Origin of the sequence: Caballeronia sp. SL2Y3, from assembly GCF_022879575.1 — a bacterium.
Classification (GTDB): Bacteria; Pseudomonadota; Gammaproteobacteria; order Burkholderiales; family Burkholderiaceae; genus Caballeronia.
Genome location: NZ_CP084260.1, coordinates 11,823 through 35,649, shown reverse-complemented (window position 1 = coordinate 35,649; position 23,827 = coordinate 11,823). Strand labels below are relative to the sequence as shown.

21 protein-coding genes and 1 tRNA gene are annotated in these 23,827 nt (G+C 64.5%); 5 read left to right on the top strand and 17 right to left on the bottom strand.

Features of this window, described 5'->3' with window-relative positions; translation table 11 throughout:
• Nucleotides 1-12: 12 nt before the first annotated feature.
• Entirely contained in the window at nucleotides 13-1,161 is a 1,149-nt protein-coding gene (gene rodA / locus LDZ26_RS00165; RefSeq protein WP_244849179.1) for a rod shape-determining protein RodA, read from the top strand.
• A gap of 12 nt (nucleotides 1,162-1,173) precedes the next feature.
• On the opposite strand, the gene LDZ26_RS00160 is transcribed toward rodA, so the two are convergent.
• From LDZ26_RS00160 to def, 14 genes are all read right to left on the bottom strand, one after another.
• Nucleotides 1,174-1,881, bottom strand: coding sequence for a tetratricopeptide repeat protein (locus tag LDZ26_RS00160; protein ID WP_370650620.1), 708 nt, complete (start codon nucleotides 1,879-1,881; stop codon nucleotides 1,174-1,176).
• Entirely contained in the window at nucleotides 1,878-2,660 is a 783-nt protein-coding gene (locus LDZ26_RS00155) for an HpcH/HpaI aldolase/citrate lyase family protein (RefSeq protein WP_244847641.1), read from the bottom strand. The genes LDZ26_RS00160 and LDZ26_RS00155 overlap by 4 nt, the downstream gene beginning before the upstream one ends.
• Before the next feature lie 188 nt (nucleotides 2,661-2,848).
• The gene (gene queD / locus LDZ26_RS00150) at nucleotides 2,849-3,295 is read right to left on the bottom strand and encodes a 6-carboxytetrahydropterin synthase QueD (RefSeq protein WP_244847640.1); all 447 of its coding nucleotides are present in this window, start codon (nucleotides 3,293-3,295) and stop codon (nucleotides 2,849-2,851) included.
• A 17-nt stretch (nucleotides 3,296-3,312) separates the two neighbouring features.
• A complete protein-coding gene (queE, locus tag LDZ26_RS00145; protein ID WP_244847639.1) occupies nucleotides 3,313-3,945 on the bottom strand; it encodes a 7-carboxy-7-deazaguanine synthase in 633 nt (210 codons plus the stop codon).
• A gap of 46 nt (nucleotides 3,946-3,991) precedes the next feature.
• Complete coding sequence (gene queC, locus LDZ26_RS00140; protein ID WP_244847638.1) at nucleotides 3,992-4,726, bottom strand: 7-cyano-7-deazaguanine synthase QueC; 735 nt, start codon at nucleotides 4,724-4,726, stop codon at nucleotides 3,992-3,994.
• Nucleotides 4,727-5,108: 382 nt separating this feature from the next.
• Nucleotides 5,109-5,184, bottom strand: a tRNA-Phe gene (locus tag LDZ26_RS00135).
• 96 nt (nucleotides 5,185-5,280) lie between these two features.
• Nucleotides 5,281-5,997 carry a response regulator transcription factor EsaR gene (gene esaR / locus LDZ26_RS00130; protein ID WP_244847637.1) on the bottom strand — a complete coding sequence of 239 codons (717 nt, stop codon included), beginning with the start codon at nucleotides 5,995-5,997 and terminating at the stop codon, nucleotides 5,281-5,283.
• Nucleotides 5,998-8,424, bottom strand: a complete 2,427-nt coding sequence (locus LDZ26_RS00125; RefSeq protein ID WP_305038308.1) for a PAS domain-containing sensor histidine kinase — start codon at nucleotides 8,422-8,424, stop codon at nucleotides 5,998-6,000.
• A gap of 22 nt (nucleotides 8,425-8,446) precedes the next feature.
• Nucleotides 8,447-9,043: a DUF4390 domain-containing protein gene (locus LDZ26_RS00120; protein ID WP_244847635.1), complete on the bottom strand. Its 597-nt coding sequence runs from the start codon at nucleotides 9,041-9,043 to the stop codon at nucleotides 8,447-8,449.
• Nucleotides 9,040-10,509, bottom strand: coding sequence for a 16S rRNA (cytosine(967)-C(5))-methyltransferase RsmB (gene rsmB / locus LDZ26_RS00115; protein ID WP_244847634.1), 1,470 nt, complete (start codon nucleotides 10,507-10,509; stop codon nucleotides 9,040-9,042). The genes LDZ26_RS00120 and rsmB overlap by 4 nt, the downstream gene beginning before the upstream one ends.
• Nucleotides 10,510-10,656: 147 nt before the next feature.
• A complete protein-coding gene (gene htpX / locus LDZ26_RS00110; RefSeq protein WP_244847633.1) occupies nucleotides 10,657-11,511 on the bottom strand; it encodes a zinc metalloprotease HtpX in 855 nt (284 codons plus the stop codon).
• A gap of 117 nt (nucleotides 11,512-11,628) precedes the next feature.
• The gene (locus LDZ26_RS00105; RefSeq protein WP_244847632.1) at nucleotides 11,629-12,276 is read right to left on the bottom strand and encodes a LysE family translocator; all 648 of its coding nucleotides are present in this window, start codon (nucleotides 12,274-12,276) and stop codon (nucleotides 11,629-11,631) included.
• Between the two features lie 28 nt (nucleotides 12,277-12,304).
• Nucleotides 12,305-13,300: a methionyl-tRNA formyltransferase gene (fmt, locus tag LDZ26_RS00100; RefSeq protein ID WP_244847631.1), complete on the bottom strand. Its 996-nt coding sequence runs from the start codon at nucleotides 13,298-13,300 to the stop codon at nucleotides 12,305-12,307.
• A gap of 51 nt (nucleotides 13,301-13,351) precedes the next feature.
• Nucleotides 13,352-13,855, bottom strand: coding sequence for a peptide deformylase (gene def / locus LDZ26_RS00095; RefSeq protein ID WP_206467317.1), 504 nt, complete (start codon nucleotides 13,853-13,855; stop codon nucleotides 13,352-13,354).
• A 198-nt stretch (nucleotides 13,856-14,053) separates the two neighbouring features.
• On the opposite strand from def, the gene dprA reads away from it, so the two are divergent.
• From dprA to LDZ26_RS00080, 3 genes are all read left to right on the top strand, one after another.
• Nucleotides 14,054-15,274 (top strand): DNA-processing protein DprA, encoded by a 1,221-nt coding sequence (gene dprA, locus LDZ26_RS00090; RefSeq protein WP_244847630.1) that lies wholly within the window; start codon nucleotides 14,054-14,056, stop codon nucleotides 15,272-15,274.
• 72 nt (nucleotides 15,275-15,346) lie between these two features.
• Entirely contained in the window at nucleotides 15,347-15,724 is a 378-nt protein-coding gene (locus tag LDZ26_RS00085) for a thioredoxin family protein (RefSeq protein ID WP_244847629.1), read from the top strand.
• A gap of 169 nt (nucleotides 15,725-15,893) precedes the next feature.
• Entirely contained in the window at nucleotides 15,894-18,551 is a 2,658-nt protein-coding gene (locus LDZ26_RS00080) for a DNA topoisomerase III (protein WP_244847628.1), read from the top strand.
• Nucleotides 18,552-18,639: 88 nt separating this feature from the next.
• Here the strand turns inward: LDZ26_RS00080 and LDZ26_RS00075 are convergent, their stop codons facing one another.
• Both LDZ26_RS00075 and LDZ26_RS00070 read right to left on the bottom strand, forming a co-directional pair.
• Complete coding sequence (locus LDZ26_RS00075; RefSeq protein WP_175938889.1) at nucleotides 18,640-19,737, bottom strand: LysR family transcriptional regulator; 1,098 nt, start codon at nucleotides 19,735-19,737, stop codon at nucleotides 18,640-18,642.
• Between the two features lie 223 nt (nucleotides 19,738-19,960).
• The gene (locus tag LDZ26_RS00070; RefSeq protein WP_244847627.1) at nucleotides 19,961-21,832 is read right to left on the bottom strand and encodes a phosphoenolpyruvate carboxykinase (GTP); all 1,872 of its coding nucleotides are present in this window, start codon (nucleotides 21,830-21,832) and stop codon (nucleotides 19,961-19,963) included.
• 498 nt (nucleotides 21,833-22,330) lie between these two features.
• On the opposite strand from LDZ26_RS00070, the gene LDZ26_RS00065 reads away from it, so the two are divergent.
• Nucleotides 22,331-23,347 (top strand): D-2-hydroxyacid dehydrogenase family protein, encoded by a 1,017-nt coding sequence (locus tag LDZ26_RS00065; RefSeq protein WP_244847626.1) that lies wholly within the window; start codon nucleotides 22,331-22,333, stop codon nucleotides 23,345-23,347.
• Nucleotides 23,348-23,350: 3 nt separating this feature from the next.
• Here LDZ26_RS00065 and LDZ26_RS00060 read toward each other — a convergent pair whose 3' ends face one another.
• Nucleotides 23,351-23,827 (bottom strand): OsmC family protein, encoded by a 477-nt coding sequence (locus tag LDZ26_RS00060; RefSeq protein ID WP_244847625.1) that lies wholly within the window; start codon nucleotides 23,825-23,827, stop codon nucleotides 23,351-23,353.

Below are 23,827 nucleotides of genomic sequence, written 5' to 3'. Positions count from 1 at the left end.
ATGCAAGTGCATCTGCAATTCGACAAGCACGTGTGGATCGAGCGCGCGAAGCGCATGTTCGCGGGCTTCGACCGGCCGCTCGCGCTGATCGTGTTTCTGCTGCTGTGCGTCGGGATCGTGACGCTCTACAGCGCCAGTCTGGACGTGCCGGGCCGCGTGGAGGACCAGCTGCGCAACATCATGCTGACGTTCGGCCTGATGTGGGTTCTCGCGAACATTCCGCCACAGACGCTCATGCGCTTCGCCGTGCCGCTTTATACGGTGGGCGTGGCGCTGCTCGTCGCCGTGGCCGCGTTCGGGCTCACGCGCAAGGGCGCGAAACGCTGGCTGAACGTCGGCGTCGTCATTCAGCCGTCCGAGATCATGAAGATCGCGATGCCGCTGATGCTCGCGTGGTACTACCAGCGCCGCGAGAGCAATATTCGCTGGTGGGATTACATCGTCGGCTTTCTGATTCTGATGCTGCCGGTCGGCCTGATCGCGAAGCCGCCGGACCTCGGCACGGCGGTGCTCGTGTTCGCGGCGGGCGTGTTCGTCATCTATTTCGCCGGGCTCAGTTTCAAGCTGATCGTGCCGGTGCTCGCGGCGGCGGTGATCGTGGTGGCGAGTGTCGCGGTGTTTCAGGACCGCATCTGCCAGCCGGAAGTCAACTGGCCGCTGATGCACGACTATCAAAAGCACCGCATCTGCACGCTGCTCGATCCGACATCCGATCCGCTCGGCAAGGGCTTTCACACCATCCAGGCGGTGATTGCAATCGGCTCGGGCGGCACGCTCGGCAAGGGATGGCTCAAGGGCACGCAGGCGCACCTCGAGTTTATTCCTGAGAAGCACACGGACTTCATCTTCGCGGTGTTCTCGGAAGAATTCGGGCTGGCGGGCGGGCTCGTGCTGCTCTTCCTCTACATGGCGCTGATCGCGCGCGGGCTGTACATCGCGGCGAACGGCGCGACCTTCTTCGGGCGATTATTGGCCGGATCGCTCACGCTCGCGTTCTTCACTTACGCGTTCGTCAATATCGGCATGGTGAGCGGGATTCTGCCGGTCGTGGGCGTGCCGTTGCCGTTCATGAGCTACGGCGGCACGGCGTTGACGACGCTGGGCGTCGCGGTCGGGCTCATCATGAGCGTCGCGCGACAGAAACGGCTGATGCAAAGCTAACGCCGCGAGCGATTACTGCGGCTGCGCCTGCGGCGGCGGCTTTTGGTGCTCCAATTCGGCGCTCAACTGCAGGTATTTGAGCTTGGCTGCCGGGTCACCCTGCGCCGCAGCCGCCGCGTAATACGCGCGCGCGACGTTGAGATTGCGCTCGACGCCATCGCCGCCGCGCTCGTAGAACGATCCCGCGACATACTGCGCCGTCATGTCGCCGCCTTGCGCGGCCTTCTTGTACCAGGTGAACGCCTGCGTGTTGTCGCGAGCGGTGCCGCGGCCGTCCAGAAACTGATTCGCGAGCGCCAGTTCCGCCTGCACGTGCCCCTGATTCGCGGCGCGCAGGAACCATCGGTGCGCTTCCGCCGGGTCTTTCTCTACGAACTCGCCGTCGTCGTACATCTTGCCGTAGACGTACTGCGCGTGCGTCATGTTCGCGTCGGCGGCGCGGCGCAGCCACTTCTTGCCCTCGGGAACATTGGCGGCGCCGCCTTCGCCGTTGAGCAGCATCATCGCGTAATTGAACTGCGCGAGACGGCTGCCCTTCTCCGCCGCGCGACGAAACTCCGAGCGCGCGGCGACGAGATTGCCCGCGTTGTAATCGGCGACGGCGTTCTGCGTCGCCAGGTCGGTCGGCTTCGGCATCCCTTGCGCGTGCGCGCCGCCCGACGTCATCAAGACGAGCGCAGCCGATGCCGCCGCCACGCCGCCACGCCAAGCGCCCTTCATGCTCTGGCCTCCTGCAACGCCTGCCGCGTCGCCTTCAAGAGCCACATCACGTCGGCGGCAATCGAAATGAGCTTGATGCCCGCTTCCGCGTACTGCCGCGCGCTCGCGACATCGAGCGCGAAAATCCCGCTGCACTTGCCCGCGCGCTTCGCGGCGTCCGCGATTTTCGTGATGGCCGCGTGCACGTCCGGATGCTTGCTATCGCCGAGATGGCCGAGGCTCGCGGCGAGATCCGCCGGGCCGATGAACAGGCAATCGACGCCCGGCGTCGCGGCGATCTCATCGACGGCGGCAAGCGCCGCCACCGATTCGATCTGCACGATCGTCGCGATCTGCTCGTTCGCGCCCGACACGTAGTCGCGCCGCATGCCGTATGCCGCCGCGCGCACCGCGCCCGCGACGCCGCGCAGCCCTTCGAGTTGCGCCTCGGTCGGATAGCGCGTGAGCCGCACGATGCGCGCTGCGTCTTCCGCCGACTGCACGTTGGGGAACATGAGCGTGCGCGCGCCGGCATCGAGCACGCGCTTGACCAGCCAGCCCTCGGCAAACGGCACGCGCACGACCGGCTCGGTCGGCAGGTGCGCGGCGGCGATCGCGCGAAGCTGCTCGACGACATCGCGGCTATCGTTCGGCGAGTGTTCCATGTCGATGCACAGCCAGTCGAAGCCGGCGTGCGCGAGCGCTTCGGCGGCATCGGCGCTGCACAGCGACAGCCACAGGCCGAAGAGCGGACCAGAATCGGCGAGACGTTGCTTGAGGGGATTGGTGAAGGTGCTCATCGCGCGGCTCCGTGGGAGCGCGATTGTCGCGATGCGAGGAATAGGCACGACTCAAAGAGTGACGGCATGTTGCGCTCCGGATGATCGACATGCACTGCGTGGCGTCGGCCAGAGTTGGCCGACTCACCGAGCGATCATACCGTGACAACGGCGCGGGCGTTCGCCGCACCATGAACGCTTATGAGCGCTTACGCGCGCTCCACGTCCGCCCAGCAGTTCGGCGTTTCGTAGAGCCGCACGCGCTTGAGCTTGAGATCGACGCCATAGTGGGCGTCATAGACATCCGCGAGGATGCGGAACGCGACCGCCGCCATGTTCTCGACGGTCGGAATGCGGTCGAACACGACGGTCTTGTGATCCGCCATCGATTGCAGGAATTCGCGCAATTTCACGTCGCCTTCATAGACGATGAACGCGTGATCCCACTTGTTGACGAGATGCTCCATCGCGAGCGACTTCACGTCGGCGAAGTCCATCACCATGCCGCGATCCGGCGCGCCTTCCGTATCGACGAGTTCGCCTTGCAGCGTGATTTCGAGCACGTAGCGATGCCCGTGCAGATTGCGGCACTGGCTGCGGTGATCGGGAATGCGGTGGCCCGCATCGAATTCGAGTTTTCGGGTAATCGTCTGCACGTCGGCTCGATCGTCTTTCAGGGGATGTTCAGATATTTGTGCGTCTGCATCGACAGCCGCCATTTCGGATGCCGCTTGCACCAGTCGATCGCGAGCTTCGTATTGATGTCGCGCGACGGGCCGTCCATCGGCTGCACGAGGAAGTACTCGAAGTCGAGCTTCTCGTACTCCGCGAGCCGTTGATTGTCCTGCGGCATCACGACCTTCAGTTCGTTGCCCTTTGTCACGACGAGCGGCGCGTCGGCTTTCGGGCTCACGCAAATCCAGTCGATGCTGTCGAGCACGGCCATCGAGCCATTCGTTTCGATCGCGATTTCGAAGCCCGCCGCGTGAAGCGCGTCGACGAACGGCTGGTCGATCTGCAACATCGGCTCGCCGCCCGTGCACACGACGAACTTGTGCGCCGCGCCCTCGGGCCAAAGCGACGCGATCATCGCGACCAGTTCCGCCGGCGTCCGGTACTTGCCGCCGTTTTCGCCGTCGGTGCCGACGAAATCCGTGTCGCAGAAGCGGCACACCGCGTCCGCGCGATCTTCCTCGCGGCCCGACCACAGATTGCAGCCGGCGAAGCGGCAGAACACGGCCGGACGCCCGGCGTTCGCGCCCTCGCCCTGCAACGTGTAGAAGATTTCCTTTACCGCGTACGTCATGACTGCTCTGTAGTCCGTGTGATCTGGCTGTGGTCTGGTTTCGAAATCAGACCGGTTCGATGGTGACCTGCTCGCCCGCGCGATATGCCTCGTAGCCGCGCTTGCGCAGCTTGCACGCCGGGCACTGGCCGCAGCCGAAGCCCCATTCGTGCAGTTCGGAACGCTCGCCGACATAACACGTGTGCGTCTCCACGCGAACCAGTTCGACGAGCGCTTCGCCGCCGAGCGTTTCCGCGAGACGCCAGGTGTCGGCCTTGTCGAGCCACATGAGCGGCGTTTCGAGCGCGTAGCGCGTTTCCATCCCGAGATTCAGCGCGACCTGCAACGCCTTCATGGTGTCGTCGCGGCAATCGGGATACCCGGAGAAATCCGTCTCGCACATGCCGCCGACAAGCACCTTCAGCCCGCGCCGATACGCGAGCGCCGCCGCGATGGTCATGAATAGCAAGTTGCGGCCCGGAACGAAGGTATTCGGCAGGCCGTTGGCGGTCGACTGAATCTCGATCTCGCGGGTCATGGCCGTATCGCTGATCGCGCCGAGCACCGACAAGTCGATCATGTGGTCTTCGCCTAGCCGTTCCGCCCAGTGCGGAAACTCACGCGCGACCGCTGCGCGGAACGCGTCGCGGCATTCCAGTTCGACGCGATGCCGCTGGCCATAATCGAAGCCGAGCGTCTCGACGGTCTTATAGCGTTCGAGCGCCCATGCAAGGCACGTGGCCGAGTCCTGCCCGCCGGAAAACAGCACGAGAGCGCTGTCCTTCGCGTCTATCCGAGTCACCGTGAAAACTCCGTGTATGAGATTGGCGTTGTGCGCCGCATGGCCGGTCGCATGGCCGGTCGATTAACCGGCGTCGCGTTGAACACGCGCGCTGCGGCGATCTGCGAATCCAGTATAGGCCGGTGGCGTTTTGGCGGACGCAGGCGGCCTTTATGCCTCCGATAGCAAGCTGCGAGGCCATTCGCCGATGCTTTTCGGGCATCGAAAAGAAAAGGACTTGCGGTCCGAGGACGAGGCAAGTCCTTAATTCGACGCGGATTTTATCACGCTGAACGATTGTTCGCCGGGGCTGCCGTCAGGCGCTTTGGGCGCATGAGCGCACCGCCCGACGCCGCAAACGAAAAAGCCCGAGAGCGAAAACACTCTCGGGCTTCTTGCATTCTGGTGGCCTGGGGCGGAATCGAACCACCGACACGCGGATTTTCAATCCGCTGCTCTACCAACTGAGCTACCGGGCCAACGAAGAAGTGAGACTATATCAGAGGCAGGCACGGTGCTCAAGCCTTTCACCGAATTTTTCACGCTTTCGTCCGGATCGGCTTGGCCCTTGCCGCTCAAACTTCGCTCTTGTTCTTTCCGAGATCGACGCCGAGCTGCTTCAGTTTCCGGTACAGGTGCGTGCGCTCCAGCCCCGTCTTTTCCGCGACGCGCGTCATGCTGCCGTTCTCGCGCGCGAGGTGATATTCGAAGTACGCGCGCTCGAACGCGTCGCGGGCATCGCGCAGAGGAATGTCGAAGGAAATCGACGCCGTCTGCCCCGCCTGACTCTGCCCCGCGCCGCCCGCGCCTGCATCGCCCGTCGATGCGGTCAGCGCCGAAGCCGTCGGCAACGCCGCCGCGATCGGCACGCCCGACGAGCCCGCGTTGAGCGCGGGCTTGGCCGCCGCCACCGCAGCCGGCGCGGCCGTGCCGTGCGCGAGTCCCTGCTCGACCGCCTTCAAGAGCTTCTGCAGGGCGATGGGCTTTTCCAGGAAGTTGAGCGCGCCGATCTTCGTCGCTTCGACCGCCGTGTCGATAGTCGCGTGGCCCGACATCATGATGACCGGCATCGTGAGCTTGCCCTGCGCGGCCCATTCCTTAAGAAGCGTGACGCCATCGGTATCGGGCATCCAGATGTCGAGCAGGACGAGATCGGGTGTCTGCTGCAAGCGGTATTCGCGCGCATGCTGCGCGTTCTCCGCCACGTCCACCACGTGCCCCTCGTCGCTCAGGATCTCGGAGAGCAGTTCCCGGATCCCCATTTCATCGTCTACCACCAGGATGGTTGCCATTTAAGCTGCCCTTGTCTGCACTGTTGCTTTTGTCGTTCCGTGTTTCGCGGCCGCCGGAGTCGAAGGCGCTGCGCCATCGGCGGCGGTCTCGTCCGCGAGTTGAAGAAACAGAATCGAGATTTGCGCGCCTTCCACCACGTCGCCTGTTTTCGACCGATTGCGAATGTCGATGCGCGCGCCATGCTCGTCGACGATCTTCTTCACCGTTGCAAGTCCCAGACCCGTGCCCTTCGCCTTCGTGGTCACGTAAGGCTCGAACGCCCGCGACAGGATGCGCGCGGGAAAGCCCGCGCCGTTATCCGATACGCTCAGACGAACCGCGACGCGCGCATGACCCGAGGCATCGGGCTCGCCATATTCTACTGTCCTCGTTTCGAGCAGCACGCGCGGCTCCGGCACATCGGCGACGGCGTCCTGCGCGTTCTGCAGCAGGTTGTGGATGACCTGGCGGATCTGCGTCGCGTCGCCCCGGATCACGGGCAGCTTCGCGAGGTCCACCTTGATCGGACTCTTGCCTTCTTCGATGCCGTAAAGCGCCAGCACTTCGCCGACGAGATCGTTCAGTTGCAGATTGCCGAGCACCGCGGGCGGCGTGCGCGCGTATTCGCGGAAGTCGTCGACCATGTGCTTCATCGCCTGCACCTGATTCACGATGGTCGTCGATGCGCGCTTGAGCACTTCGGCGTCCTGCGGCGCGAGCTTGTCGGCGAGCTTCATTTGCAGACGCTCGGCCGAAAGCTGAATGGGCGTCAGCGGATTCTTGATCTCATGCGCGAGACGCCGCGCGACTTCGCCCCACGCCACGGAACGCTGCGCGGAAATGACGTCGGAGATGTCGTCGAACACGACGACATAGCCGGTGGTCTCCGCGTCTTCGGTGTCGCTCTCGGTGGCGCTCAGCAATTGCGTGCCGCGCACGAGCAGCGTCAGCGGATCGTTCTCGCCGGGCACGGTCACGGCGACCTGCTGCTGCCAGTGTCCGCGATCCCCCGTCGGATGCCCGCTGCCGACGGCCGCCGCATCGCGCTCGGCGAACGCCTTCTTGACCATTGCGCCGAATTCGGCGAGCACGTCGATCTGATCGAGCGAATGGCCCTGCAACGCGCGAAACGGCTGCCGGAAGATGCGCTCGGCGCCGCGATTCGCGGTGGTGAGCCGGAACTGCCGGTCGAACACGAACACGCCCGCCGTGAGGTTCGCGAGAATGCTCTCGAGATACGCCTTCGAATGTTCGAGCGCGATGCGGTTGTTCTCGACCGCCGCCCGCGCTTCCGAAAGCTGGCGAGTCATCGCATTGAAGGATTGCGTGAGGAAGCCGAGTTCGTCGCGCGAATTGATCTCGCGTTTGGGCGTGTAGTCGCCCTCGGCCACTTCCTTCGTGCCTTGCGCGAGCAGGAAGAGCGGCCGCGCAAGCTGATTGCCGAGCGCGAGCGCGAGCATCATCGCGATGAACGTGGCGAGAAAGAGCGCGAGCGTCAGCGTGCCGATATACATCTTGCGCAAGCCCGTGCGCCCGAGCCGCTTTTCCTGATACTCGCGATACGCGCGCTGCACGGCGTCGGCGTTGCGCGCGAGTTCCTGACTCACCGGCTGCTCGATCTGCAAGAAGCGGTCGACGTGCTGGAATTCGGTGGTCGTCGTCGGGTCCGGAATCTTCGTGATGACGCGCAGCCGCAGCGCGCCCTTCGGCCCGTTCGACTTCGGATCGCCGTCGATTTCGCCTTCTATCGCGCCGAACGGACGATCCTGCGCTTCCTTCAGCATGGCGCTGGTCGGCTCGTTCGTGGGCAAGAGCGAATAGTAATTCCCCGACGCCTGCGCGATGGTCCGCAGGCCCGCCACGCGCTGCAACGGCCCGCCCGCGTTCAGGTCTTCGCGGTTGTACTGATCGCGCGGACGCTCGAACACGACGGCGTCCTGCACACCGAACTGATCGCGCAGACGCAAGAGCGTCAGCGTGAGGCTCGACGGATCGGCGCTCGCGAGTTGATCGCTCATTTGCCGGCTGCGGTTCTTGAAATCCGCGAGCGACGTTTCGAGCATGCCGCGCCCGAGCGTCAAGCCCGAGGTGAGCGCGGTTTCCACGTTCACATCGAACCACGACTCGATGCTTCGGGACACGAACTGATACGACACCACGTAGATGATCGCGCCCGGCAGCACGCCCACGAGCGCGAAGATCAACGCGAGCTTCGCAAGGAGCCGCGTGCCGAAGCGCCCCTGCCGCACGCGCGACACGATAATCAGCGTCAGGCTGATGACGATCAGCATGAAGATGAGCGCCACCGCCACGTTCGCCGCGTAGAGCCAGCCGTAATAGCGGTCGAAGAACTCGGTATTCGCACTCGCGAGCGCGAGCATCACGAGCAGCAGAACCGCCGTGAGCGCGACTGTGGTGACCAGCAACCGAACCACGAAACTTTTCATGTCCGTGCGGCCGCGTCGAAATCTATTTCGCACGTTCCGCCGCCGTAAAAGTGAACCGCTTCCAATCCGAGGACAGGTTCCAGTCGCGGTTGTTGACCGCGTCGATCTGGAACGGCTTGGGCATCAGCGCGATATCCAACTGCATGCGCACCGATGCGGTGTACGTTTCCCCGCCATGCACCTGATTACGGTCGATCACGTGCCACGACGCCACATGCTTGATGACCGCGAGCGCCTCATTGAGCGATGCAAAGCGCAATTGCAAGCCGCCCGTCGAGACGCGGTATTCGTTCGTGAGCGGCTGAAAGGAGAGCCGAATGCTTTGCGATACGGTGACCGGCTCTTCGTCGAACCAGTACCAGCGCGGCCGTGAAAGCGTGAAGTCGATGGTGAAATAGAGCGGCACGCTGCGATTCACGGCTTCTTCGAGACTGCTGTTGAGATCGAAGTCGAAGTGCGCATCGAGGCTCCAGCCGTTGTTGTCCGCCTGCAAGGACGCGCGCTGCACCGAGATGGTCTCGGCGAAGGCGGGCGCGGCCGGCGTGAAACTCAGCCAGAGCGCCAGCGCAGTCCAGATGACGGCCGCGAGCCGAAGCGGAAAAAAGCGTTTGATCGTCACCGTTTCTGAAAGCGCGCGTAGAAGAATCCGTCGTGATCCGCGAAGGTTTCCGCGTTCAAACTCGACGGCGGACCTGCGTTCTCTGCCTCGCCGGAACCGGCGCGTTCGGCATGTGTACCATCCGGTGACGCTTGAACCGCACCCGCGCTTGCGCGCGCCGCTGTCGGCAACAGTTGCCCCGGCGCGTCCAATCGTACCGCATCTTCATGCGACGCTCCAAACCAGCGGGCCTGTTCTTCGCCCTCCTCCGGGAAGATGGAGCACGTCACGTAGAGCAGTTCGCCGCCTTTCGCGACGAGCGGCCAGAGCGCCGCGAGAATGCGCCGTTGTTCAGCGACGAGCGCGGCGATGTCCGATGCCCGCCGCAGCCAGCGAATGTCCGGATGCCGGCGCACGATGCCCGACGCGGAACACGGCACGTCCGCCAGGATGCGATCGAACGGCGCGCCGTCGAACCACTGCGACGGATCGCCTGCATCGCCCACGCGAATGTCCGCGTGCAGCTTCAGGCGCTCCAGATTCTGCGCGATGCGGCCTGCGCGCGCCGCATCGCTTTCCAGCGCGACGAGTTCGACGTTCGCCAGTTCCAGAATGTGGCCGGTCTTGCCGCCGGGCGCGGCGCACGCGTCGAGCACGCGCATGCCGTCGCGAACATCGAGCCATTGCGCGGCGAGCTGCGCGCCCGCGTCCTGCACGGACACGACGCCGTCCGCGAAGCCGGGAATGCGATCGACCGGCATCGGCGTGTTCAGCCGAACCGCGTGTTGGCCCGCTGCGCGCGCTTCGATGCCTTCGGACTTCAGCACGTCCAAATAGGCGCTCACGCTCATGTGCCGCGCATTGACGCGCAACGTGAGCGGCCCCTGCACGTTGCCCGCCGCGAGAATGCGCTCCCATGCGTCGGGCTGGGCGCGCTTCACAGCGTCGATCCACCATTGCGGATAGTTCCAGGGCGCGACCGGGCTTTGCATCGCTTCGGCGATGAGCGCGTCGCGTTCGCGCAGGAAGTTGCGCAGCACCGCGTTCACGAGCCCCTTCGCGAAGGAAAACTCGCGCCGCGCCGCGATGGAACTCACCGCCTGATCGACCACGGTGAACGGCGCATACGCCGCGTGCGCTTCGTCGTCCGCGAGCAAAGCGAATGCGCACGCGAGCACGTTGCTCACGTGCGGCGGCGGCGCCTTGCGCACGAGCTTGTGCAAGAGCGCATCGGCAAGCGCGAGCCTTCGCATCGTGCGATACGCGATGTCCTGAATCGCGCCACGCGCCGCTGCCTGCTTGCCCGACGCCGCGACCGTCTGGATGGCCGCCGGCAATGCCGAACCGGCCCGCACCGCGCCGACGGCTTGCGCCGCGCCGTCGAGCGCGAACGCGAGCGAATCGGGCGCGAGATGCAGCGCGCTCATGCGAGCGTGCGCGTGCGGCGGGTGCGCGGCGGCGGATCGCCGGGGAGGCTTGTCTGTCATGTCGGAATGGAGTCTTGCGGCTGGCGCGCGCATATCAAACGACGATTGTAACGTGCGCCACAAAGGCAACCGATGGGCCGGGAGCAAAGAAAAAGGCCGCCCGGACATGCCGGAGCGGCCCTATTTGCGACTACCGACGCGACGCGCTTACATGCGCCCGGTCCGCGCCATTTCCATGAGACGCGCGACGCGCTCTTCGGTGGCCGGGTGCGTCGAGAACAGATTGGCGATGCTGCCACCCGACAGCGGATTCATGATCATCATCTGCGCGGTGGCAGGGTGCGCTTCCGCCGCCGGGAACGGCACGCCGGACGCGTAGGCGTGAATCTTCTCCAGCGCGCTCGCGAGCGCGTGCGGATCGCCCGAAATCTGCGCGCCGCCGCGGTCCGCCTCGAATTCGCGCGCACGGGAAATCGCCATCTGGATCATCGCGCCCGCGATAGGCGCGAGAATCGCCACGGCAATGCTCGCGATAGGATTGGCCGGACGGCCTTCCTCGTCGCGGCCGCCGAAGAACATCGCGAAGTTCGCGAGCGCGGAAATCGCACCGGCCATCGTCGCCGAGATGGTCGAGATGAGAATGTCGCGATGCTTCACGTGCGCGAGTTCGTGCGCCATCACGCCGCGCATTTCGCGCTCGGACAGCACGCGCAGGATGCCGGTCGTCGCCGCGACCGCCGCGTGCTCCGGATTGCGGCCGGTAGCGAACGCGTTCGGCGCGTCTTCGTTGATGAGATAGACACGCGGCATCGGCAACTGCGCGCGCGTGGCCAGATCGCGCACCATGCGATAGAACTGCGGCGCGGTGGTTTCGTCGACTTCCTGCGCGTTGTACATGCGCAGGACCATCTTGTCCGAGAACCAGTACGAGAAGAAATTCATGCCGAGCGCCACGACGAGCGCGAGCATCATGCCCTTCGACCCGCCGATCATGCCGCCGATCACGACGAAAAGGGCCGTGATCGCTGCCATCAGCATCGCGGTTTTGACCCAGTTGAACATATGCGGAGCTCCTTCTCCCTAAACACGGTGCGCCATTCGCGCGGTGGTCCCGGCCACGCCGGACGGGACGCTCATTGTAAGCAAAACGTTAGATAGGGGCATCCGCAAAAAATTCAACTATCGGTGCGAGGTGGCCAGTTTGATGCCGAGACCGACGAACGCGCCGCCCACGCCGCGATCCAGCCACTTCTTCACGCCCGGCTTGCCGGAGAAGCGTTCGGTGACGCTGCCCGCGATCCACGCGACGAAGCTGTTCCAGACAGTGCTCATCGCGATGAACACAAGGCCGAGCGTGAGAAACGCGAGCGTCTTGTGCTGGCTGTCGGCTGCGACGAACTGCGGGAAAAACGAGACGAAGAAAAGCACGACCTTCGGGTTGAGCACGTTGGTGACAAAGCCCTGCGTGAAAAGCTGACGCAGCGACTTGGGCGCGCTCCTGGCGCTGGCTTTGGCGGATGCCACGTCGCTCGCGGCCTCGTGTTTCGTGAAGATGAGCCGCACGCCGAGGTAGATCAGATAGATCGCGCCCGCGATCTTGACGACGGTGAACGCCGTCGCGGATGCCGCGAGAATCGCCGTCAGGCCGAACGCGCAGGCAAGCGTGTGCACGACGCAGCCGGCCGAAATGCCGAGCGCCGAGACGATGCCGGCCCCGCGTCCCTGCGCGACGCTGCGCCCGACGATGTACGCGGTGTCTGGCCCCGGCGTGACGTTCAGCAGGAACACGGCGACGACAAAGAAGGCGAAACCTGTGATGCCGAGCATGGCGACCCCGAAAAACGTGAGCGACTTTTTATTCTATGCTGCGCGCGTCGTCGTGAACGGCGAAACGTTGTCCCTTCGACAGAGGCGTTCCCGCCAGGAATTCGCGCGCCGCGAGCCGCTTGCCGCCCGGCTTTTGCAGCTGCGTCAGCTTGAGCGCGCCATAGCCGCAAGCCACGACGATTCCTTCCGCAGAGACGTCCAGAATGACGCCCGGCTGCTGCGCGTGGGCATCGTTGAGCGGCTGCGCCGACCAGATCTTGATCGCCGTGTCGTCCAGCGTGCCTACCGCGCCCGGAAACGGATCGAACGCGCGGACCTGTCGCGCGAGTTCGTCCGCCGGGCGACGCCAGTCGAGCGCCGCCTCGTGTTTCGCGATCTTTTCGGCGTAGGTGGTGCCGTCTTCCGGCTGGGGCGTGGCGGCAAGCGTGCCGTCACGTTCGAGGTCGCGCAGGGCCGCGACGATCAGTTCGGCCCCCATCTGCGCGAGCCGGTCGTGCAGCGTGGCCGTGGTGTCGTCCGGAAGGATGGGCGTGCGGATTTCGCGGATCATCGCGCCGGTGTCCAGACCGGCGTCCATCTGCATGAGCGTGATGCCCGTTTGCGCGTCGCCCGCTTCGATCGCGCGATGGATCGGCGCGGCCCCGCGCCAGCGCGGCAGCAGCGACGCGTGGATATTGATCGCGCCGCGCGGCGGAATATCGAGCACTTCCTGCGGCAGGATCAGGCCGTAAGCCGCCACGACCATTACATCGTGCGGCGTGGCGCGCAACAAATCGATGGCTTGCGCCGCCTCCTCGGGATATTTGCCCGCGCGCCTGAGCGAGGTCGGCTGGGCGACCGGCAGACCGTGCTCGACCGCGAAACGCTTGACCGGACCGGCGGTCAGCTTCATGCCGCGGCCGGCAGGACGGTCGGGCTGCGTGAGAACGAGAGGAACGGGAAAGCCTGCCGCGTGAATGGCCGCGAGCGCGGCGGCGGCAAATTCAGGCGTACCGGCGAAAACGACACGCAGCGATTGAGTCATCGGAGAAAGCGCCGTTCGGCGCGCCTGCAAAAACGTGAATCGTACCGCCGGTCACAGCGCCTTTTCGAGCTTTTTCATCTTCCCGCGGATGCGCGTCTGCTTGAGTTGCGACAGATACTCCACGAATACATGCCCGTCCAGGTGATCGATTTCGTGCTGCACGCACACGGCGAGCAGCCCTTCGCAATCGAGCTCGAACGTCTCGCCCTTCTCATTCAACGCCCTCACGCGAACCCGGTCCGGCCGCTCGACGACGTCGTAAATACCCGGCACGGACAGACAGCCTTCTTCCCAGTCCTTCTTGACCTCGCTCGCCCAGACGATTTCCGGATTGATGAAGACCATCAGTTCGTCGTGCGCGTCCGAAACGTCGATGACGATCACGCGCTCGTGCACGTCCACCTGGGTGGCCGCGAGGCCGACGCCGGGCGCGGCGTACATCGTCTCGGCCATGTCGGCGACGAGCTTGCGGATGCGGTCGTCCACCACGGCGACCGGTTTCGCCACCTTGTTCAGCCGCTTGTCCGGGTAGTTGAGTATCTTGAGCAGAGCCATGATTCGGATTATCTACACGCGCCGCGACGCGGTGAAGTCGGCCATTCGGCCAGGTTGCGGGGGCCTTGCGGCTTGCCGAAGATATGCGGGCGAATCCACGGGATTCAACGCCGCCGGCAAGCGGCAGACAGCGTCGCTACGGACCGGCAGCGCGGCCGGGCGACGGTTCATTATTTGTACGGGATCAAAAATCTTAACATGACGACCGACACCCTGCCGACCGACCCGGCGCCCCTTGCTGAAAGCGCCGCGCCGGCCCCCGAATCCGACGAATTTCGCGCCTGGCTGCGGCTCGCGCACGCGAAGGGCTTGCGCCCGCTCGCGCTGCGCACGCTGCTCGGCGCGTTCGGCGGGCCGCTCGAAGTGCTGTCGGAAAGCTTCGCCGCCCTCGCCCGCGCCACCGACGAAAGCGCGGCGAAAGCCGTGACCGCGCCGCCAGCGGACATCGAAGGCGTCCCCTTCGATGACTATATTGAATGCGTGCGCGACTGGGCGTCCGAGCCCGGCAATCATCTGCTCACGTTGGCGGACGCCGACTATCCGCAGGCGCTCTTGACCCTGCCCGACCCGCCGCCCGTGCTCTACTCGAAAGGACGGCTCGACGTGCTGCAGTCGCGGGCGGTGGCGATCGTCGGCAGCCGGAACGCGACGCCGCAAGGCGCGGAAGACGCGCGGCGCTTCGCCCGGGCGCTTTCGGATGCGGGGCTCGCCGTGGTATCGGGCCTCGCGCTCGGCATCGACGCCGCCGCGCATCGCGGCGCGCTCGACGGCCGCGCGGGAACCATCGCCGTCATCGGCACGGGCGCGGATCTCGTGTATCCGGCTCACAACCACACGCTCGCGCACGAAATCGCCGGCGACGGCGCGATTCTGTCGGAGTGGCCGCTCGGCACGCCTGCGCGGTCCGCGAACTTCCCTCAGCGCAACCGGCTAATCGCGGGATTGTCTAGCGGCGTCCTGATCGTCGAAGCCGCGATGCGCTCGGGCTCGCTCATCACCGCGCGCCTGGCCGCCGAGATCGGACGCGACGTTTTCGCGATTCCCGGATCGATTCACGCGCCGCTGTCCCAAGGCTGTCATCGGCTCATCAAACAGGGCGCGAAGCTCGTCGAAACGCCGGAGGACGTGCTCGAAGAGTTCGGCTTCCCGGCCGCCCAAGCGCCCGCATCGGGCCGGCGCGGCAAGCCGCGAGCGCCGAGCGCGTCGTGGGCGTCCGCCCGCCTGCCTGCCGACGCCCCGACGGACGACGCCGAACGCGTGCTCGCCGCACTCGGTCACGCACCGGCGACGCTTGAAATTCTGGCCGAGCGCACCGATCTCGACGGCGCGGCGCTTCAAGGCGCGCTGCTTCAGCTCGAACTCGCCGGGCTGGCGGCGGCGCTGCCGGGCGGCCGGTACGGGGCGCTCGAACGCTCCTGAGCGCGCCTCGTGCTACATTCGCGAGAAATTGCGCCGCACGGCTTCGCCATAAGAAAGGATTGTCTCCACCCCATGTCCGCGTTCAATCTCGATACCGACGCCGAACAAATCGCCGAACGCCTCGCCGTGCCGGGCACGCTGTTCGTCGCCTGCCTGTGCGCGGAGTGGTGCGGAACGTGCCGGGATTATCGCGAGGGCTTCAATAAGCTGGCTGACGCGCATCCGGACATCTGCTTCGCGTGGATCGACATCGAGAATCAGGCGGACCGCTTCGATGACCTGGACGTTGAGAATTTCCCGACCATTCTGATCGAAGACTCCGTCACGACCCGATTTTTCGGCACGGTGCTGCCGCAGGTCTCGATCGTCGAGCGCATGCTCACGGACCTCACCGCCTTGCCCGACATGACCGGCGCGCCCAAGCTGCGCCCGGCGCTTGCTACGGCGTAGACAAAACGAACCGGCGCGGTCCGATTGCGGCTTCCGAAACGCGCTCGGGCGCCGCTTCGCAGGGCGTCGTTATCGAAACCGCGACGCGCACGGCGCAAACCGTGTGCTATAAAGCGGTCGTTAAAGCGGTCCAAACGGGGCCGCTGCCAGTTCCCAACCATATTGAGTCATGTCCAAAGCCCTGATCATCGCTGAGAAGCCCTCCGTCGCGAACGACATCGCGCGGGCGCTGGGCGGCTTCACCAAGCATGACGAGTACTACGAGAGCGACGACTACGTGCTCTCGTCCGCGGTCGGCCACCTGCTGGAAATTGCCGCGCCGGAGGAATACGACGTCAAGCGCGGCAAATGGAGCTTCGCGAACCTGCCGGTGATTCCGCCGCATTTCGATCTGAATCCCATCGCGAAGAGCGAATCGCGGCTGAAGGTCCTGACCAAGCTCTTGAAGCGCAAGGATATCGACCGGCTCATCAACGCATGCGACGCGGGGCGCGAGGGCGAGCTGATTTTCCGCCTCATCGCGCAGCACGCCAAAGCGAAGCAGCCTATCCAGCGCCTCTGGCTTCAGTCGATGACGCCCGCCGCCATCCGCGAAGGCTTCGCGAATCTGCGCAGCGACGCCGACATGCAGCCGCTCGCGGACGCCGCGCGCTGCCGCTCGGAGGCGGACTGGCTCGTCGGCATCAACGGCACGCGGGCGATGACCGCGTTCAACAGCAAGGGCGGCGGTTTCTTTCTGACGACCGTCGGCCGCGTTCAGACGCCAACATTGTCTATCGTCGTCGAACGTGAAGAGAAGATTCGCCGGTTCGTGCCGCGCGACTATTGGGAAGTGCGCGCGGAATTCATCGCGGCGAAGGGTCTTTACGAAGGCCGCTGGTTCGACCCGAAGTTCAAGCGCGTCGAGAACGATCCCGAGCAGCGCGACTCGCGTCTGTGGAGTCTCGCGGCGGCTGAATCGGTCGTCGCGGCGTGCCGCGGCAAGACCGGCACGGTGACGGAAGAATCCAAGCCGTCCACGCAAATGTCGCCGCTCTTGTTCGATCTGACGAGCCTTCAGCGCGAAGCCAACAGCCGCTTCGGCTTCTCGGCGAAGAACACGCTCGGGCTCGCGCAGGCGCTGTATGAAAAGCACAAGGTCCTGACCTATCCGCGTACGGATTCGCGCGCGCTGCCGGAAGACTATCTGGGCACGGTCAAGGAAACGCTGACCATGCTCAAGGAGAGCAACAACTACTTGCCGTTTGCCAAGCAAGTGCTTGACAAGGGCTGGGTGAAGCCGAACAAGCGCATCTTCGACAATTCGAAGATCAGCGACCACTTCGCCATCATTCCGACGCTGCAAGCGCCCAAGGCGCTGTCCGAGCCCGAGCAGAAGCTGTATGACCTCGTCGTGAAGCGGTTCCTGTCCGTGTTCTTCCCGGCGGCGGAGTATCTGGTCACCACGCGCATCACCGAAGTCTCGGGGCATCACTTCAAGACCGAAGGCAAGGTGCTCGTCGAGCCGGGCTGGTTGCAGGTCTACGGCCGCGAAGCCGCGGGCGAGGAAGGCAATCTCGTGCCGGTGCAGAAGGGCGAAACGGTCGATGTCGAAAAGGTCGAGGCGCATGGGCTCGTGACCAAGCCGCCCGCGCGCTACAACGAGGCGTCGCTGTTGTCGGCGATGGAAGGCGCGGGCAAGCTCGTCGAAGACGAAGAATTGCGCGAGGCGATGGCCGCCAAGGGCCTGGGCACGCCGGCCACGCGCGCCGCCATCATCGAAGGACTGCTCGGCGAGAAGTACATGGTGCGCGAGGGCCGCGAGCTGATTCCGACCGCCAAGGCGTTCCAGTTGATGACGCTCTTGCGCGGGCTCGGCGTCGAGGAGCTGACCGCGCCCGAGTTGACCGGCGAATGGGAGCACAAGCTCTCGCAGATGGAGCGCGGCAACCTGCATCGCGATGCGTTCATGCAGGAAATCGCGCGCATGACGCAGACCATCGTGAAGCGCGCGAAGGAGTACGACTCCGACACGATCCCCGGCGATTACGCGACGCTGGAGACGCCGTGCCCCAATTGCGGCGCACAGGTGAAGGAGAACTACCGGCGCTTTGCCTGCACGAAGTGCGAGTTCTCGATTTCGAAAATTCCGGGCGGGCGTCAGTTCGAGATCCCGGAAGTCGAGGAGCTGCTGCGCGAGAAGACCATCGGTCCGCTGTCGGGTTTCCGCAGCAAGATGGGTCGTCCGTTCTCGGCCATCCTCAAGCTCGCGTTCGACGACGAGATCAAGAACTTCAAACTGGAGTTCGATTTCGGCCAGGACACCGGCGGCGAGGACGGCGAACCGCCCGATTTCTCAGAGCAGACGCCGGTCGGCGCGTGTCCGAAGTGCCAGTCGCGCGTGTTCGAGCACGGCATGAGTTTCGTGTGCGAAAACTCGGTCGCGAATCCGAAGACTTGCGATTTCCGCTCGGGCAAAGTGATCCTTCAGCAAGAGATCGCGCGCGAGCAGATGGAAAAGCTGCTGAACGAAGGCCGCACCGATCTGCTGACGAACTTCAAATCGTCGCGGACGGGGCGCAACTTCAAGGCGTATCTCGTCAAGCAACCGGACGGCAAGATCGGCTTCGAGTTCGAGAAGAAAGAGGCGAAGCCGGGCGCGAAGACAGCGGCGGCGAAGCGCGGCACGACCGCCGATGCGCAGACCGACAACGCGGACGAAGGCGATAGCGACGTCGCCGTAGCCGCGAAGACGACGCGGAAAACGGCCACGAAGACGGTCGCGGCCAAGAAAGCCCCGGCAAAGAAAGCGGCAGCGAAAAAGACGGCGGCGCGTAAAGCGAGTTAATCCCCCGCGCCGGCCTAAAAGCAAGAAAGCCCGCGAAGCGATTCGCGGGCTTTTTTTCGTCCGGTGCGCGCTCGAAGGCGCGCAGCGATCAGAACGGCGACGCCGCCGGCACGCGCCCTCGCGTTCGCGAAGGTTTCGCCAGCTTCGGGCCGAGTTCGCCGTCCATCGAGCGGGAACGCGGCGCGGGCGGCGGCGCTTTGGCTTCATCGGCGTGAGCGTAGTGGGCTTCCGCGCTGCTCGCGGCCGCCGGCTTGCCGATGCCATCGCGAATCCACTGCTCGCCGAGCTGATGATTCGGCGTCTGGCTGAAGTGCTCGACGAGATGATCGATGAACGTGCGCACCTTCGCGGGCAAGTGCCGCCGGCTAGGATACGCGACGTTGATTTCCACTTGCGGCAACTGATAGTCGCCGAGCAGGCGCACCAGTTGATTGCGGTTCATGTCGTTGCCGATCAGATAGCTCGGCAAGATCGCGATGCCCATGCCGAGCAACGCGAACTGCCGCAGCATTTCGGTATTGTTCGCGATGATCACGTTTTGCGGGCGCACGCGCACTTCGCCGTCCGGACCCGTGAACACGCGCTCGTCGCCCCAATACTCGGACGGCAGGCTCAGGCACGGATGCTCCAGCAAATGTTCAGGCCGCGTCGGCGTGCCGTGCTTTTCGAGATATTCGGGCGTCGCGCACACCGTCATGCAGCCCGTCGTCAGGCGTCGCGTCACGACGCTCGCGCTCTTGACCTGCCGCGCAATGACGATGCCGACATCGAACCCTTCTTCCACGAGATCGACCTGGCGGTCCACCAGCGTCACGTCGGGCACGACTTTCGGATAGCGCTGCGCGTACGTCTGCAACACGGGCGCGAGATTGTGCAGGCCGAACACGACCGGCGCGACAATGCGCAGCGACCCCAGCGGCTCGTGATTGCGCGCGACCACCATCTGTTCGACATCTTCGAGCTCATCGAGAATCTGGCGCGCCCGCTCCAGATACACCTGACCGGATTCCGTGAGCGAAAGGCTGCGCGTCGTGCGGTTGAGCAGACGCGTGCCGAGACGACTTTCGAGATCGGCGACGTGGCGCGTCGCCACCGCGTTCGAGATGTCCATCGCGCTTGCGGCCCGGGCAAAACTGCCGAGATCGGCCACGCGAACGAACACCTTCATCGACTGCAAATGATCCATGGGACAACTCCTGCCGCCACGCGGCTATAAATCGTGCTGCAAGGCAATTCAGAATTATCCTAGGACTCGAAGATTCGTGCAGAAGTTGCGGACGCGCCGTCGTTTTTGGAAAAAATCTTTGATAAATGCGTGGGACGGAGAAAGATGACCGTTCGGTCATCTTTTCGAAGGAGGAAGGCGCGCCCGGCAGTGTCAGCCACCGGGCGATGCAACGCAGAGAAGATCAGGCAGCAAGACGCTTTTCCATGTCTGCCTTGGCTTCAGGCAGTGCGTCGGGCAGCCCTTGCTGGAGCTTTGCGAATAACTCGTCGTGCAGGGTGAGTTCGTCGCGCCACGCGGCGTCGTTGACCGAGATGACCTGCTGGAACTGCTCGCGCGTGAAATCGAGCGCGCCCCAGTCGATGTCTTCATAGCGCGGCGAGATGCCGAACGCGTGCTCCTCGCCGCTCGCCGTACCCTCGATGCGTCCGACCATCCAGTTCAGCACGCGCATGTTCTCGCCGAAGCCCGGCCACACGAACTTGCCGTCCTCACCCTTGCGGAACCAATTGACGCAGAAGAACTTCGGCGGCTTCGCGTTCTGCGCCTGCAGGCGCCCGCCCATCTTCAGCCAATGGCCGAAGTAGTCGCTCATGTTGTAGCCGCAGAACGGCAGCATCGCGAACGGATCGCGGCGCACGACGCCCTGCTGGCCCGCAGCGGCCGCCGTGGTTTCCGAGCCCATCGTCGCGGCCATGTAGACGCCTTCGTTCCAGTCGCGCGCCTCGGTCACGAGCGGCACCGTGTTCGAGCGTCGTCCGCCGAAGACGAACGCGTCGATCGGCACGCCGGCCGGGTTCTCCCAGTCCGGATCGATCGACGGACACTGCGACGCCGGCGCCGTGAAGCGCGCGTTCGGATGCGCGGCCTTCGCGCCAGTTTCCTTCGCGATCTGCGGCGTCCAGTCGCGGCCTTGCCAGTCGATCAGATGCGCGGGCGGCGTATCCGTCATGCCTTCCCACCAGACGTCGCCGTCGTCGGTCAGCGCGACGTTCGTGAAGATCACGTTCTCCTTGAGCGTTGCCATCGCGTTGAAGTTGGTCTTTTCGCTCGTGCCCGGCGCGACGCCGAAATAGCCCGCTTCGGGGTTGATCGCGTAGAGACGGCCGTCGCGGCCCGGCTTGATCCACGCGATATCGTCGCCGATGGTCGTCACTTTCCAGCCGTTAAGGTCGGAAGGCGGAATCAGCATCGCGAAGTTGGTCTTCCCGCACGCGGACGGGAACGCCGCCGCGACGTGGTACTTGCGCCCTTGCGGCGACGTGACGCCGAGAATCAGCATGTGCTCGGCGAGCCAGCCCTCGTCGCGGCCCATGGTCGATGCAATGCGCAGCGCGAAACACTTCTTGCCGAGCAGCGCGTTGCCGCCGTAGCCGGAGCCGAAGCTCCAGATCTCGCGCGATTCGGGGAAATGCACGATGTACTTCGTGTCGTTGCAGGGCCACGGCACGTCCTTGCGGCCGTCCGCAAGCGGCGCGCCGACCGAGTGAACGCACGGCACGAACTCGCCGTCGGCGCCGAGCACGTCGTACACCCCGCGGCCCATGCGCGTCATGATCCGCATGTTCGTCACGACGTACGGACTATCCGACAGCTCCACGCCGATATGCGCGATAGGCGAGCCGAGCGGGCCCATCGAAAACGGCACGACGTACATCGTGCGGCCGCGCATCGCGCCGTCGAAGAGGCCGTCGAGCGTCGTGCGCATTTCCTGCGGGTCGATCCAGTTGTTCGTCGGGCCGGCGTCTTCGCGACGCTGCGAGCAGATGAACGTGCGATCCTCGACGCGCGCCACGTCCGACGGATCGGAGCACGCGAGATACGAATTCGGGCGTTTCTCGGGATTGAGCTTCTTCATGGTGCCGGCGGCGACCATCTGTGCGCAGAGCCGGTCGTATTCCTCTTGCGAGCCGTCGCACCAGACGATGCGTTCCGGCTTGGTGAGCGCCGCGACGCGTTGAACCCATTCGATCAGTCTTGCGTGCCGGACATAGGCCGGCGCTTCGACGTCGATGGCATTGTTATTGTTTTGTTCGACTACTGCGGGCTGGTTCATCGAGCTGTCTCCGTTCTTCTGCAATGAAAAACCGTGCGCCCGGACGCTGCGTGCGAGAGGCGTTTCGACGGGACCGCAGGCGCTTCACGTGACAGTGCTCACGCGAACGCGGTCGACCGGCCGAGTGCGGCGTCCTCGGGGCGTGACTCTTGCTGACCTCCCGGCGCTTCTTGCAGTGGCTTGCGCCGCGAAGGAACAAACTGTTAAAAAGAGATACTAAGCGGCCTGTCCCCTTGCTGATTACCGTGTTTTCCGCAATGGGTGCCGCGATTTTCGCTTTTCGGCGCGGACCTTTATCCGCCGCCGATTGAGAGGAATCAAGCGGGAATCAAGCATAACACCGCATGGCAGCGAGACATTGACGCTGCGCATAAAGCACAGGTTTCGGCGGAATAGCACGGATTTATCGGTAATTACCCGAAGTTAATCCGCGCTTCTCTCAATCGCCGGTTAGACGACGCAGCAGGTTTAATGCCCAACAATACGCAATCACACTCCATGAAAATCGCCATTCTCGACGACTACCAGGACGCCGTCCGGAAGCTCGAATGCTTCCATCTGCTCGATGACCATGAGGTGAAGGTCTTCAATAACACGGTGCGCGGGCTCGGACAGTTGGCTAGCAGACTGTCGGAGGTGGACGCGCTGGTGCTCATTCGTGAACGCACCCGCATCAGTTCGCAGCTGCTCGATAAGTGCCCGAAATTGCGCATGATCAGCCAGACCGGCCGCGCGGGCGGCGGCCATATCGACATCGACGCGTGTACGGAGCGCGGAATCGCGGTACTGGAAGGAACCGGTTCACCCGTCGCGCCGGCCGAACTGACGTGGGCGCTCATCATGGCGGCGCAGCGGCGCATTCCGCAGTACGTCGCGAACCTCAAGCAGGGCGCGTGGCAGCAGTCGGGATTGAAGACGTCCGCGCTGCCGCCGAATTTCGGGCTCGGGCAAGTGCTGCGCGGCCAGACGCTCGGCATCTGGGGCTACGGAAAGATCGGCAGGCTCGTGGCCGGCTACGGCAAGGCGTTCGGCATGAACGTGCTCGTCTACGGCCGCGAGCACTCGCAGGAGGCGGCGCGCGAAGACGGCGTGGCGATCGCGGAAAGCCGTGAGATGCTGTTCGAGCAGAGCGACGTGCTGACCGTGCATCTGCGTCTGAACGACGAAACGCGCGCCATCGTCAAAACGGACGATCTCATGCGCATGAAACCCACCGCGCTTTTCGTCAACACGAGCCGCGCCGAACTGCTCGAAGAGAACGCGCTCTTGAATTCGCTGCATCACAACCGGCCGGGCATGGTCGCGGTGGACGTCTACGAAAGCGAGCCGATCCTGCAAGGCTACGGCCTCTTGCGCATGGAAAACGTGATCTGCACGCCGCACATCGGCTACGTGGAGCGCGAAAGCTACGAGCTTTATTTCAGCGCGGCGTTCAAGAACATTCTCGCGTTCGATGCCGGCGATATGTCGAGCGTGGCGAATCCGGAGGCGCTTCAGCACGCGCGCCGCCGTTGACGTTCAGAGCGTCGACACGTCGATAGCGGGCTCGCAGCGCACCGGGAAATTGACCGAGTTCGCGATGAAACAGTACCGGTGCGCCTCTTCATGCAGCCGCGCGGCGAGCGCCGCGTCGCCGCCCGCGCCGATGGTCACCTTCGGGCGCAGCAGCACATCGACGAAGCGCCCGCTTCCGCCGCGCTCTTCCTGCATCGTGCCGATGGCTTCATCGACATAGCCCGTGACGACGACCTTGTTCGTCGCGCAAAGGTGCAGATACCAGAGCATGTGGCACGACGAGAGCGACGCCACGAACAACTCCTCCGGATTGTGACGCGCGGCGTCGCCGCGAAACGCCGGATCGCTCGATGCCTCGATCGCGGGCTTCTTGCCGACGCGCACGAGATGATCGCGCGAGTACGCGTCGTAGGCGGACGTGCCGGAGCCTAGATCGCCGGTCCACGCGACGGTCAGTTCATAGCGATGCAGCTTCGACAC

What these genes read in the sequence shown, in the direction of transcription:
- queE (WP_244847639.1), bottom strand. Translation starts at nt 3,945, where the DNA reads ATGACGTACGCGGTAAAGGAAATCTTCTACACGTTGCAGGGCGAGGGC.
- def (WP_206467317.1), bottom strand. Translation starts at nt 13,855, where the DNA reads ATGGCTCTGCTCAAGATACTCAACTACCCGGACAAGCGGCTGAACAAG.
- LDZ26_RS00075 (WP_175938889.1), bottom strand. Translation starts at nt 19,737, where the DNA reads ATGGATCATTTGCAGTCGATGAAGGTGTTCGTTCGCGTGGCCGATCTC.
- esaR (WP_244847637.1), bottom strand. Translation starts at nt 5,997, where the DNA reads ATGGCAACCATCCTGGTGGTAGACGATGAAATGGGGATCCGGGAACTG.
- LDZ26_RS00085 (WP_244847629.1), top strand. Translation starts at nt 15,347, where the DNA reads ATGTCCGCGTTCAATCTCGATACCGACGCCGAACAAATCGCCGAACGC.
- fmt (WP_244847631.1), bottom strand. Translation starts at nt 13,300, where the DNA reads ATGACTCAATCGCTGCGTGTCGTTTTCGCCGGTACGCCTGAATTTGCC.
- LDZ26_RS00125 (WP_305038308.1), bottom strand. Translation starts at nt 8,424, where the DNA reads ATGAAAAGTTTCGTGGTTCGGTTGCTGGTCACCACAGTCGCGCTCACG.
- LDZ26_RS00105 (WP_244847632.1), bottom strand. Translation starts at nt 12,276, where the DNA reads ATGCTCGGCATCACAGGTTTCGCCTTCTTTGTCGTCGCCGTGTTCCTG.
- LDZ26_RS00155 (WP_244847641.1), bottom strand. Translation starts at nt 2,660, where the DNA reads ATGAGCACCTTCACCAATCCCCTCAAGCAACGTCTCGCCGATTCTGGT.
- LDZ26_RS00065 (WP_244847626.1), top strand. Translation starts at nt 22,331, where the DNA reads ATGAAAATCGCCATTCTCGACGACTACCAGGACGCCGTCCGGAAGCTC.
- LDZ26_RS00160 (WP_370650620.1), bottom strand. Translation starts at nt 1,881, where the DNA reads ATGAAGGGCGCTTGGCGTGGCGGCGTGGCGGCGGCATCGGCTGCGCTC.
- dprA (WP_244847630.1), top strand. Translation starts at nt 14,054, where the DNA reads ATGACGACCGACACCCTGCCGACCGACCCGGCGCCCCTTGCTGAAAGC.
- htpX (WP_244847633.1), bottom strand. Translation starts at nt 11,511, where the DNA reads ATGTTCAACTGGGTCAAAACCGCGATGCTGATGGCAGCGATCACGGCC.
- rsmB (WP_244847634.1), bottom strand. Translation starts at nt 10,509, where the DNA reads ATGACAGACAAGCCTCCCCGGCGATCCGCCGCCGCGCACCCGCCGCAC.
- LDZ26_RS00070 (WP_244847627.1), bottom strand. Translation starts at nt 21,832, where the DNA reads ATGAACCAGCCCGCAGTAGTCGAACAAAACAATAACAATGCCATCGAC.
- LDZ26_RS00080 (WP_244847628.1), top strand. Translation starts at nt 15,894, where the DNA reads ATGTCCAAAGCCCTGATCATCGCTGAGAAGCCCTCCGTCGCGAACGAC.